This is a genomic window from Chryseobacterium carnipullorum (assembly GCF_003815695.1).
GTDB lineage: Bacteria > Bacteroidota > Bacteroidia > Flavobacteriales > Weeksellaceae > Chryseobacterium > Chryseobacterium carnipullorum.
This window is the reverse complement of record NZ_CP033920.1, coordinates 63,969-77,167: the sequence shown is the minus strand read 5'-3', so window position 1 is coordinate 77,167 and position 13,199 is coordinate 63,969. Positions and strand designations below refer to the sequence as shown.

Here is a 13,199-nt window from a genome sequence, read left to right as displayed (position 1 = left end):
ACAAAAAGGTGTTTTTTTCCTGATCCATCATTCACCATTCACTTGCGAAGCAAAATTCACCCTTTACAGTTTCTTCTATCTCTTTCATTTCCCCAAGGTTTAGATTAAATTTCGTCCCACTACTGTTCATTTGGTCAAAAAAATCAATAAGTTTGCATCAGGTTTTCCAAAAACAACCATTATGTCCGGAAACATTCTGATCATCGATGATGAGATCAAACTCCTTAAATTACTGGGGATGATCCTTTCCCAAGAAAATTTTAGCGTTAAAGAAGCTTCTACAGCACGATCGGCAATGACCATGCTTGAGCAGTACGAATTTGAAGTCGTTTTATGCGATGTCCGCCTTCCCGATGCTTTCGGGGTAGAGCTTGTCCGCTCCATCAAAACCAAATATCCGCATCTCGAAATTATTCTGATGACTGCTTTCGGGAATATTATCGATGCTGTTCAGGCTATGAAAAACGGAGCGTATGATTATCTGGTGAAAGGAGATGATAATGACAAGATCATTCCATTGGTGTACAAAGCACTCGAAAAAGTAAAGGACAACCAATCTAAAACTGTTCAAAAACCAGCTGTATCAAAAGGGTTCGGACAGATCATCGGTGCTTCACCTTTAATCCTTCAGTCCAAAAAACTGGCTGAAAAAGTAGCTTTAACAGATGCTGCCGTTCTTCTGACCGGAGAAACAGGGACCGGAAAAGAAGTTTTTGCCAATGCCATCCATGAAGGTAGCGATAGAAAGAAGAATAATTTTGTAGCCATCAACTGTTCAGCATTCAGCAAAGAAATACTGGAAAGCGAACTTTTTGGACATAAACAAGGGGCTTTTACAGGAGCTGTAAAGGATAAAAAAGGCCTGATAGAAGAAGCCAATGGCGGAACCTTATTTCTGGATGAAATAGGAGAGATGCCGATAGAGCTGCAGGCCAAACTGCTCCGTGTCTTAGAAACCGGAGAATTTATCAAAATGGGTGAAACGAAAGTTTCAAGATCTGATTTCAGGCTCATTGCGGCTACCAACAGAGATCTGGAACATGAAATAAAGCAGGGCCAGTTCCGGGAAGATTTATATTTCAGACTGAACGTATTCGAGATCCATCTTCCACCATTGCGTGATAGAAAAGACGACCTGAAAATGCTGGCAAAAAACTTCATTGATATTTTCTCACGAAAACTCCATCTTTCCAACCTTCAGGTCAATCCGGATTATTATAAAATGCTGGAAAAAAACGACTGGAAAGGAAATATCCGCGAACTTAGAAATGCAGTGGAAAGAAGCCTTATCTTAATGGAAGACAATATTCTGGATGCCGGAAGCCTTCCGCATTACTCAGATAAAGCAGTTCCTGAAAGCGACTCTTTAAGTATAAGATCTCTGGAAAAAATACATATTCAAAAAGTCCTTCAATATACCAAAGGCAATAAAGCTGAAGCTGCCAGATTACTTGAAATAGGGATTGCAACGCTGTACCGTAAGCTGGAGGAATATGGTTTGAGGTAGGTGAATTCCAGGGGTGCGTACTGCGAGGTTGAGAGTCGGACAGTTTGAGAGTTTTAGCTTAACGTTTAGTGGCTGGCTGAAAGCTTCTATAAAATAATCTCATATCTGAAATCTGATGTCTGAAATATCGTGTCTAAAATCTTCTTTCTTGAATCTCCCATTCCCATTTTACTTGCAAATCAAAACTCACCAATGACAATTTCTGTCTGAAATCTGAAATCTAGTTTCTAACTTCTAATCCCTATCATTTCAATAAACGAGCCTATCATTTTGATAGGCTTTTGTATTTTGGTATCGTTGAGTTATTATTTGTAAGTATTTGCTATTTAGCCTTTTAAATGTTTTGTTTTCAGAATGGGCCTCTTTTTGGCCTATAGGACGTGAATAAAATATTTTAAAAATGACAATTTCAAGAAAAACGTTCAAAAAACGTGAGCATGCGGGCTTCAGTCTGCTGATGGTATCGTACGTACTACTGACCCTATTAACCTTAATACTATCGATATGATGCTTATATGTTTGATCCTGCTTTTTGCAGTGATGTTTTGGCTTCTTTATAAATCTGTTGAATTTTTTGATAAAATATAAAGCTATGTGGAGTTTATTTTTCCTTTCAATTCTGGCCTTTGTGTACATCTGCTACGTTTTGCTGAAACCTGAAAAATTTTAACCGGTCATGAATACAGAAATTTTAGGCGTCATTGCCATGTTTGTCATTACCTTAGTGATCGGAGTATTTCTTGGGAAATACATCGCTAATGTGTACGGGTACAAAAAGACCTTTTTAGATCCTGTTTTTGAACCTGTTGAAAAATTAATTTATAAAATATCGGGAATCAACCCGGCCCGTCAGATGACCTGGAAGCAGAATATGTATGCCATGCTGACGATCAACCTGGTTTGGTTCGTGATAGGATTCCTGATTCTGATGACTCAGTCGTGGCTTCCTTTAAATCCTGACGGAAACCCGAATATGTCACCAGACCTCGCCTTTAACACGGCTATTTCCTTCTTGGTGAACTGTAACCTTCAGCATTATTCAGGAGAAACAGGGGTGAGTTATTTAAGTCAGCTTTATCTGATGTTCCTGCAGTTTGTGACCGCCGCTACCGGAATGGCCGCCATGGCTGTTCTTTTCAAAGCATTTAAAGATAAAACGACTACAGAACTAGGAAATTTCTATGATTTCTTTACCAAATCTGTGATCAGAATACTGGTTCCGATCAGTATCCTTGTTGCTTTGATTCTTTCTGCTAATGGAAGTCCGATGACTTTCGAAGGCAAAGATCATATCACAACGCTGGAAGGACAGAAAGCTGATGTTTCCAGAGGTCCGGTAGCTGCTTTTGTAGCGATCAAGCATTTGGGAACCAATGGAGGAGGTTTCTTTGGAGCCAACTCTGCACATCCGCTTGAAAACCCTAATTATGTAACGAATATGACCGAAATGGTCACTCAGATGATCATTCCGTTTGCCTTGGTTTTTGCCTTAGGATTTTATCTGAAAAAGAGAAAATTGTCTTGGGTAATCTTTACTGTAATGACAGTCGGATTTCTGGCACTTGCCGTTCCGAATGTGGTCAATGAAACCAATGGAAACCCTCTCATCACTCAGATGGGTGCTGACAGTAGCCTTGGAGCTATGGAAGGTAAAGAGATTCGCTTCGGAAGTGCTTCTTCAGGATATTGGAGTATCGCAACGACGGTGATCTCAACAGGTTCTGTGAATTCGATGCATGACAGCACCATGCCGCTTTCAGGAATGAATGAGCTGCTGGCGATGATGATTAACTGTTTCTACGGAGGCTGCGGAGTAGGAGTCCTGAATTATTTCATTTTTATCATTCTCGCTGTATTCATCAGTGGTCTGATGGTAGGAAGGACACCGGAATTCATGGGTAAGAAGATCGAAGCCAAAGAAATGAAGATCGCAATGATCGTCGCTCTTTTCCACCCGTTCTTAATATTGGTAGGAACAGCGTTAACCGCCTATATGCCGGAATTCGGAGCAAAAACATTGAACAATCCGGGTTTCCATGGATTCAGTGAAATGTTGTACGAGTTTACTTCTTCTTCTGCGAACAACGGTTCCGGATTTGAAGGACTTGGTGACAATACCCCGTGGTGGAATATTTCAACAGGAATTGTATTGCTGTTATCCAGATTTATTCCGATCATCGGACCGATAGCGATTGCCGGATTATTGGCACAGAAAAAATTCATCCCGGAAAGTTCAGGAACCCTGAAAACGGATACGGCCACTTTCGGTTTTATGACGCTGGCGGTGATCTTGCTTATCGCAGCGCTGTCTTTCTTCCCTGCACTCACATTGGGACCTATCGCAGAACAGATCCAGTATTTCTCTAAATAAATATTAAAAATTAAAATCAATAGTCAACCATTAGGAAGATTGAAATGTAAGGGAATCAGTCTATAACTCATCGAAACATTCACCTGAATATATTATCCATTTCCACTCCTTTTAGTTTATTCTTTCTTAATGGTTACCATTGATTACAATTATATAACTCTTTCAAAAAAATGAAAAATCAATCACAGACATTGTTTCAAAAAGATTTGGTGAACGAAGCGATCAAACAGTCCTTCGTCAAACTGAATCCGAAAATCATGTTTAAAAATCCCGTGATGTTCCTGGTGGAAGTCGGAACAGTGGTGATGTTTATCGTAAGTCTTTTCAGCCTTACGGGGGACAAATCACAGGGGAGCTTCGCTTATAACTTTACTGTATTCATTATCTTATTTTTTACCGTTCTTTTCGCCAATTTTGCAGAAGCTATCGCCGAAGCGAGAGGAAAAGCACAGGCAGATACCCTCAGAAAAACCCGTGAAGAAACTCCCGCCAAAGTAGTGGTGGATAACAAACCCGGATTTCAGGTAGAAACTGTTCTCAGAATGTCTGCCGAAATGAAACTGGGTGATATTTTCCTTTGCGAAACCGGTGATCAGATTCCTATGGACGGAGAGATCATTGAAGGACTTGCCACCATTGATGAATCAGCAATCACAGGAGAAAGTGCCCCTGTGATCCGTGAATCCGGAGGCGATAAAAGCTCTGTAACAGGCGGAACAAAAGTACTTTCCGACAGAATAAAAGTGAAAGTAACCACTAAACCCGGAGAATCTTTCTTAGATAAAATGATTGCCCTTGTAGAAGGAGCGTCAAGACAGAAAACACCTAACGAAATCGCATTAACTATACTTTTGGCAGGATTTACCCTGACGTTTATTATCGTAACACTCACTTTAAAACCTTTTGCAGACTACGCGCAGACTCCCATTACTATTGCGGCATTTATCTCACTTTTCGTTTGTTTGATTCCCACAACCATTGGAGGTCTGCTTTCTGCAATCGGGATTGCCGGAATGGACAGAGCCTTGAGAGCGAACGTCATTACCAAAAGTGGTAAAGCGGTAGAAACAGCCGGAGATATTGATGTACTGCTTCTGGATAAAACAGGAACCATTACCATCGGAAACCGTAAAGCAACAGAATTTCACCCGGCAGACGGAATCAGATTACCGGATTTCATTAAAGCTTCTGCCTTAAGTTCAGTAGCAGATGAAACGCCGGAAGGAAAATCCATTATAGAATTAAGCCAGCTGAAATCAGAAGACCTTCTTGTTCCCAACCCGGTCTATATTGATTTCTCAGCAGAAACCAGAACCTCAGGAATCGATTTTGAAGACACAAGGATCAGAAAAGGAGCGTATGACACGATAAAAAAACTGACTGAAAAAGCCGGGAACAACTTCCCGAAAGAAACCCAGGATGCCGTTACCAAAATTTCTGAAAACGGAGGAACCCCTCTTGTTGTAAGCGTTAATGAAAAAGTCTGGGGGGTTATCGAACTTCAGGACATCATTAAAACAGGAATCCAGGAACGTTTCCAGAGACTGAGAAAAATGGGGGTAAAAACGGTAATGGTAACCGGAGATAATCCTCTGACTGCAAAATTCATTGCTGAAAAAGCAGGCGTAGATGATTTTATTGCCGAAGCCAAGCCCGAAGACAAAATGAATTACATCAAAAAAGAACAGCAGGAAGGAAAGCTGGTGGCGATGATGGGGGACGGAACGAATGATGCTCCGGCACTGGCTCAGGCCGATGTGGGAGTAGCAATGAACAGCGGAACACAGGCGGCAAAAGAAGCCGGTAACATGGTAGATCTTGACAATGACCCTACGAAACTGATCGAGATCGTAGAGATTGGAAAACAGCTGCTGATGACCCGTGGAACGCTGACAACTTTCAGTATTGCGAATGATGTTGCGAAATATTTTGCCATTATTCCGGCATTGTTTATCACTTTCATTCCTTCACTTCAGAAGCTGAATATCATGAACCTTCACAGCCCGGAAACAGCAATATTATCAGCCGTTATTTTCAATGCCGTGATTATTCCTTTCCTTATTCCATTGGCGTTAAAAGGAGTTGCCTACAAACCAATTGGTGCGAGTGCATTATTGAGAAGAAACCTTTTGATTTATGGTTTGGGCGGTGTTATTGTTCCGTTTATCGGGATCAAAATCATCGATTTATTGATCAGTTTATTCTATTAAAATTTTAAAAATGAAAAATCATATTTTTACGGCATTCAGACTCACTTTTGTAATGCTGGCTATTGTAGGAATTTATTTGCTTATCGTATACGGAGGATCAAAAGTATTGCCTACAAAAGGAAATGCAGAAATCATTACGCAAAACGGACAGAAGTTTTATGCGAATATCGGACAGGAATTTAAATCAGAAAAATATTTCCACGGACGTCCTTCATCTGTTAATTACAATGCGGCAGGAAGCGGCGGAAGCAATAAAGGTCCAAGCAATAAAGAATACCTGGAAACTGTACAGAAAAGAATAGATACTTTAAAAATGGAACATCCGGGAATGGAAAATACAAAAGTTCCTGTAGAACTGGTAACGGCCAGTGGTAGTGGTCTTGACCCTGACATTTCTGAAGAAGGCGCTTTGTATCAGGTGAAGAGAATTGCTGAAGTACGGAATATTTCCGAAGAAAAAGTAAGAGATTTAGTGAAAAACCAAACAGAAAAACCGTTTTTAGGACTTCTAGGTCCGTCAAAAATAAATGTACTGAAGCTTAATATCGCTTTAGACCAATTAAAATAATCTAAACATCATCGTGAAAAAATATATCATTACAAGTGCAGTATTATTCGGAATTTTTTTACCGAAAGCACAATCATCTGATTCATTAAAAACAGAAGGGAAAGTGACATTTTCTGCCTATGCAGAGCTTTTTTATACTTATGATCTTAATGAACCTGCCAATCACCTTCGTCAGAATTTTTTGTACTCCTACAACCGACATAATGAGCTTAATCTTAATTTAGGATTAATCAAGGCCAATTATCAAAGTGAGAACCTTCGTGCCAATGTGGCTTTAATGGCAGGAACTTACGCACAGGATAATATGGCTGCAGAACAGGATGCATTGCGATATGTCAATGAAGCAAACGTGGGAATCAAAATTTCAAAGACCAAAAACTTATGGATCGATGCGGGAATTATGCCTTCCCACATCGGTTGGGAAAGCGCTATTGGAAAAGACAATATCAACCTGACAAGAAGTTTTGCTGCTGAAAATTCACCTTATTTTGAAACCGGAGCAAAAGTTTCTTACACCTCTGACAGCGGAAAATGGTTTTTAAGCGGATTGGTACTGAATGGCTGGCAACGTATCGCAAAGCCGGAAGGAAACCAAACCATTTCTTTCGGACATCAGATAACCTACAAACCCACTGAAAAGATTACGCTGAACAGCAGTTCATTTATCGGAAACGACAAATCAAAAGAGGAAAAAAGAATGCGCTACTTTCATGATCTCTACGGAAGTTTTCAGTTGACAGATCAATTCTCAGCCTTGCTGGGATTTGATATCGGGGCAGAGCAGAAAACAAAAGGAAGCAGCAACTACAATATCTGGTATACTCCCAATGTATTAATGAAATACCAGCTTGACAACAAATGGGCTCTGGCAGGAAGGGTCGAATATTATAATGATAAAAACGGGGTCATCATCAGCACCAAAACTCCCAATGGCTTCCAGACCTTCGGATATTCCCTGAATGTAGATTATGCGATTTTGAAGAACGTCGTCTTCCGTACAGAAGCCAGAGGATTTACCTCTAAAGATGCCATTTTCGTGAAAAATGATGAGATGAAACAAGGGAATTTCTTTATTACAACAAGTTTGGCAGCCTGGTTTTAGGAAGTGAAAAGTGAATAATGAATAATGAAAAATAATTAACCACAAAAAGCACAAAAGCTTTTAACACTTAAGCTATTTGAAGTTTAAATGCTTTGAGAAAAGAAGCTCTCAAAAACCAAGGATTTTTATTCTGATGGATAATAATTATTGAGCCGACAAAAATTCCCCTCCCGTGGAGGGGTGTCGAAAATTCAAAGAATTTTTGACGGGGTGGTTCAAGATAGTTCAAAAAAAACTATTCAAAATAATCGTAACTTACTTATATAGTCTAAACCGGTGGAAAATAAACCTTTTGTGCCTTTTGTATTAAAAAAAATAAAGCAAAAAAAATCAATGTCATCAGCAAAACATTTTTTAGAATTGATCCAGAAATCCCGGAAAGGAAAATTCAAGATCTATATCGGGATGAGTGCAGGCGTAGGGAAAACCTTCCGGATGCTTCAGGAGGCACAATCCCTTCTGCGTAACGGCATTGATGTGAAGATCGGGTATATAGAAACCCACGACCGGGAAGAAACCGTTGCCCTTACCGATGGAATTCCGGAAATTCCCAGAAGATCAGTATTCTATAAAGGTAAAAATCTTGAAGAAATGGATCTTCAGACCATTATCAATGAACATCCGGAGGTCGTTCTTGTGGATGAATTGGCCCATACGAATGTAGAAGGTTCAAAAAATAAAAAAAGATGGCAGGATGTGCTGGAGATCCTTGATAACGGAATCAATGTCATCAGTGCCATGAACATCCAGCATATTGAAAGCCTGAATGAAGAAGTCAAGAATATCACGGGAATAGAAGTGGCTGAACGTGTTCCTGATAAGATCTTGAGCCTTGCTGATGAGGTAGTTAATATAGACCTTACTGCCGATGAACTGCTGACCCGTCTGAAAGAAGGAAAGATTTATAAAAAAGAAAAAATACAAACCGCATTAACGAATTTCTTTCAAAGCGGACATATTCTGCAACTCCGGGAACTTGCTTTAAAAGAAGTCGCTGCGCACGTCGAAAGAAAGGTTGAAACCGAAATTAAAACGGAGAATTTTAAACCCATAAAATTTCTTGCTTGTATCAGCAGTAATGAAAAAATTGCTAAAAATATCATCAGAAAAACAGCCCGTCTGGCGAGTTACTACAACAGTCAGTGGACCGTGCTGTATATTCAGAAGCCATCAGAAAATCCTGAAAAAATTGCCCTCGATAAACAGCGGTATTTGATTAATAATTTTAATTTAGCACAGGAATTGGGGGCGAAAGTGGTGCGGGTAAAAGAAAGCAGTGTCCACAAAGGAATTCTGGAGTATGTGATCGCCCATAATATCACGACGGTATGTATCGGAAAACCCCACGCAGAGCTCTGGCAGCGTCTTTCCGGCTATAGCTGGATTTATACGCTGATGAACAGGCTCAATGAAAAGCAGATAGATATTATTATTTTATCTTAGAAGTAATGAAACTTAAAACAAAACTCACCTTAGGCGTAGGTCTTTTATTTTTACTGATCGTTCTCATGTCAGTGATCGGATCCGTCTATATCAATAAACTAAAATCCGATACGGAGAAGATCCTTACTGCTAATTACAACAGTCTGGAATTTTCCAAAAATATGCTTCTTGCCCTTGATAAAATAAGCACGGACAGCGCTATTGCCGTGAATGATTTTCAGAAAAATAATAAGCTGCAGGAGAAAAATCTTACTGAATTTGGTGAAAAGGAGGCCACTCAAAGTCTGAATCTTCATTTCAACAGTTATCTGAAACAACCTTCTCTGGAAAAGGAAAAGCTGATCCGTGAAGACCTCGCAAAAATCATGTCCCTGAATATGAAAGGGATTGAAAGAAAAAGTGATATAGCCATCATTACCGCTGAAAATGCAACTTTCTGGATCGTAAGTTTGGGAACGGTTTGTTTTCTGATTGCTTTTATTCTGCTGTTTAATCTTCCCCAGACGATCGCGGAGCCTATCAACCAGCTGACATTCGGTATCCGGCAGATCGCCGCTAAAAATTATAATGAAAGGGTACATTTCAAAGGCAGTGAAGAATTCAACAGTCTTGCGGATTCTTTCAATACCATGGCGGAAAAGCTCCAGGAGTACGAAAGCAGCAGCCTTTCTAAACAATTGATGGATAAAAAACGAATTGAAACGCTGGTGAATAATATGCATGATGCAGTGATCGGGCTGGATGAAAATCACTTCATCTACATGATCAATGATGAAGCCCTAAAAATCACCAACCTGCATAAAGAGGAAATCATCGGGAAAACAGCTCATGAAGTAGCGATCAATAATGATCTGTTGCGGGAGCTTCTTAAAAATATTGACCATCCGGTAAAAGAGCCGATCAAGATCGTTCGTGACAATAAAGAAAACTATTTTGAACAGGATATTATTCCCATCAATATTGTAAAAACAGGAGAAAAAGAGACCAAATACATCGGAAAGGTCATTCTTCTCCGAAATATTACCCCTTTTAAAGAACTTGATTTTGCTAAAACCAATTTCATCGCGACCATTTCGCATGAGCTCAAAACACCAATATCTGCTATAAAAATGGGGGTACAATTACTCGGAAATCAGAAATTCGGAGCACTGAATGAGCAGCAGCAAGAACTGCTGAAAAGCATCAATGATGACGGACAAAGACTGCTCAATATCACCGGAGAATTGTTGAATCTTTCACAAGTTGAAACCGGAAATATCCGCCTTACCGTTGAGAAATGTTCTCCAAAAGAAGTAGTACAGGCTGCTGTGAAGAACGTAGAAAAACTAGCGGAGCAGAAAAACGTTTTGATCAATACTGAATATCTTGCAGGCGATCATGATTTCGTCACTGCCGATTTTGACAAAACAGTCTGGGTGATGAATAATTTCCTGACCAATGCCGTAAAACATTCTTTTCAGGATGAAAATATTGAGATAAAAGTAGAAAAGGTGGATTCAATGATCCAATTCAGCATTACCGATACCGGAAGCGGAATTGATGAAAAATATCACCGTCAGATCTTCGATCGTTATTTTCAGGTTCCCGGAGAGCACCAGAACGGAACAGGACTGGGATTGGCTATTTCCAAAAATTTTATCGAAAAGCAAAATGGCGAAATAGGAGTGAAGAGCACGCCCAATCAGGGAAGCACTTTTTATTTCAGGCTGCCGGTTGTTTAAACAGATTTTAAATAAAATTTTTTAAATTTGAATGAAAATCACACAAGATGAATACATCAGATCTAAAAGCTGACTTGATAAACAGAATCAGTCAGTTAAAAGAAAAGAGAATTATGGAGGAGATTCAAAAACTGTTAGATTTTGAATTAAATGAAAACGAATACGTTCTTACTAAACCTCAAAAAAACAGAATTGCTGAGGCACAGGCAGAATACAAAAAATCAGCCTGTCTTACAGAGGATAAAGCCAATCAGGATATTGAAGGATGGTTGGGAGAAAAATAACCCAAAAGATATTAATTTAATAGCTATCAATGTTTGATCATATCTTTGATTTACTTCCTTCTCATCTGTTTTGCATCAGCATTTCTACAAGCGATATTTTTTTATTTTCAGAATAAAAAAATAATAACGAAATACAAACAGCCTGATTCCAGGGAATTAAAAAAAATTAGAGGAAAGATTGTTACAGAAAAGGGGCTTTTAAGAAAAAATATCCGTTGGTGTAGCTTTGAGATTCTTCTGAATCCAAACTCTGTTTTTTTATTTCCATCCAACTTCTATTTTATTTCAAGCCGTTTCATTAATCTTACTTTTAATTCCGATAAGAAAAATACGAAAAGTCCTACTGTATTAAGAGCATTTAGTTTTAGTAGAGGTACACTGATCTTGGTATCGTACCCTGATTTTTTGGTTAATGGGAAACGGACCATCTACTTGCAGAATCTTACTCCGGAACAGATTATGCTTTTTCAGGAAGCTTTAAAGAATAGAATGCCTTCTGCTCTTCATTAGCAAAATTCTTTTACATTTACAAAAAAGTAAAACCATTCCATGAAAAGCCTCATCAGCCTGTTATTTTTCTTATTCTTCTTTTGCGCCTTTTCGCAGGTTTCAAAGAGAACCGCGACTATCATTAAACCTCTTGAAAAAGAAATATTATTTTATTCAAGTGATGACAAAGAGATAAAAAAAATAGAAGAATTACTGTTTAAAGGAGCGAGTCCGGAAGAGCTTGTCTACTTAGCAGAGAAAGGCAAAAATGTTCATATAAAAGCAGTAGCGATTGATGTTTTGGTTCATAAAAAAGAGGGTGATAAAATACTCGAAGTTTTTAAGAAAAATCTTCATTCAAAGGATAAATTAGATTATAGAGGAGGATGTATTGTAAGTGAACATCTTTTATCTGCATATATTTTTGAATCAGTTTCTGTAGGTGATAATTTTTCAGAAAAAGAACAAGAGAATCTTCACCGCGAAATGATATCAATTGCTCTGAATGCCCAACCTGTTAATGCGGAGCTTCTGGAAACTCTGACCTATGACCTGCCGCTGGATCATGATAGCTATACCAAAATCAGAAGGCTGGTGATGGAAACAAAATCACCCATACTCCTTGTGAATCTTGCAAAATATAAAAACCCTAATGATATAGAACTGATCAAAAGTTTTGGAAAACAAGCTTATCCGGCTATTCAAGAGTTTCCGGACCCGGCGTTTCTGCCGATGATGAAGGAACGTATTAATGATTCTTCTGATTTTGCTTTCATGTTTGCCTTATCTGAATTCTGCGGTGAAGAGGCTAAAGAAAACGTAATCAAAGCTATTGAATACAATAAGAAAATCAATAAAGAAAAGGATTGTGGCGGTAATTGCCTGGCTTTCCTGTATCAGCAGATTTCCATAAAAAAATGTACACTGTATGATTCTGTGCTGGCCGATCTTTGGGGAACAGATAAAATCATTTCTTTTGATATTCTGGAGGCCTATGAAAAAACGCACACCCCAAAAGAAACCGCAAAATTTTTGCTGGACGGGTTTTTGAAACCAGGACAAGCAGAAGTGATTGCCGTGAATGCATACGATATGGATCATGTGGAGGATGATGTTTCCGGTGAAATGACTTTTGATGATAACTTAAGGCTTGTTACCCTATTGGAAAAAACAAAAAAGATTTCCAAAGAAACTTATGAAAAGGCAGTAAGAAATGCTCTTCAGTATCTGGATGATCTTGATTTGAACCGTTTCATTTCAAAACTGAAAGACAATGATGCCGTACTTCAGCATAAGGATGTTCTTCTGGACAGGGTTAGAAATAATGAAAATGCTTATGGTGCCCTGGATATCATGGATGGTCTGAAAATGCTGAAAGATGAAAAGCTTTTCAGTGAAGGGGCGGCTATTATTGTCAGCAGAAAAAAAGAGTTTAAAAAATTTCCGGTCTGGGAAGAAAATTATAAAAATTTTATCCGGGAAAATAACATCAAAGAATAATTAA

Annotated in this window: 9 protein-coding genes; all 9 read left to right on the top strand. The window is 38.9% G+C overall.

Annotated elements, in window-relative coordinates:
- Nucleotides 1-181 precede the first annotated feature (181 nt).
- The 9 genes from EG346_RS00360 to EG346_RS00315 all read left to right on the top strand — a co-directional run bounded on the left by EG346_RS00360 (nucleotide 182) and on the right by EG346_RS00315 (nucleotide 13,195).
- Nucleotides 182-1,507, top strand: a complete 1,326-nt coding sequence (locus EG346_RS00360) for a sigma-54-dependent transcriptional regulator (RefSeq protein ID WP_123876635.1) — start codon at nucleotides 182-184, stop codon at nucleotides 1,505-1,507.
- Between the two features lie 676 nt (nucleotides 1,508-2,183).
- On the top strand, nucleotides 2,184-3,878 hold the full coding sequence (gene kdpA / locus EG346_RS00350) for a potassium-transporting ATPase subunit KdpA (RefSeq protein ID WP_123876634.1): 1,695 nt from the start codon (nucleotides 2,184-2,186) through the stop codon (nucleotides 3,876-3,878).
- A 170-nt stretch (nucleotides 3,879-4,048) separates the two neighbouring features.
- Nucleotides 4,049-6,088, top strand: a complete 2,040-nt coding sequence (gene kdpB / locus EG346_RS00345; RefSeq protein ID WP_123876633.1) for a potassium-transporting ATPase subunit KdpB — start codon at nucleotides 4,049-4,051, stop codon at nucleotides 6,086-6,088.
- Between the two features lie 10 nt (nucleotides 6,089-6,098).
- Nucleotides 6,099-6,656: a K(+)-transporting ATPase subunit C gene (locus EG346_RS00340; protein ID WP_123876632.1), complete on the top strand. Its 558-nt coding sequence runs from the start codon at nucleotides 6,099-6,101 to the stop codon at nucleotides 6,654-6,656.
- 13 nt (nucleotides 6,657-6,669) lie between these two features.
- A complete protein-coding gene (locus EG346_RS00335) occupies nucleotides 6,670-7,758 on the top strand; it encodes a porin (protein ID WP_185146772.1) in 1,089 nt (362 codons plus the stop codon).
- Between the two features lie 333 nt (nucleotides 7,759-8,091).
- Entirely contained in the window at nucleotides 8,092-9,201 is a 1,110-nt protein-coding gene (locus EG346_RS00330; protein WP_073333719.1) for a histidine kinase, read from the top strand.
- Nucleotides 9,202-9,206: 5 nt separating this feature from the next.
- Nucleotides 9,207-10,922, top strand: coding sequence for an ATP-binding protein (locus EG346_RS00325; protein WP_123876631.1), 1,716 nt, complete (start codon nucleotides 9,207-9,209; stop codon nucleotides 10,920-10,922).
- Nucleotides 10,923-10,969: 47 nt separating this feature from the next.
- On the top strand, nucleotides 10,970-11,206 hold the full coding sequence (locus EG346_RS00320) for a hypothetical protein (protein WP_123876630.1): 237 nt from the start codon (nucleotides 10,970-10,972) through the stop codon (nucleotides 11,204-11,206).
- 549 nt (nucleotides 11,207-11,755) lie between these two features.
- Nucleotides 11,756-13,195, top strand: coding sequence for a hypothetical protein (locus EG346_RS00315; RefSeq protein WP_123876629.1), 1,440 nt, complete (start codon nucleotides 11,756-11,758; stop codon nucleotides 13,193-13,195).
- Nucleotides 13,196-13,199 lie beyond the last annotated feature (4 nt).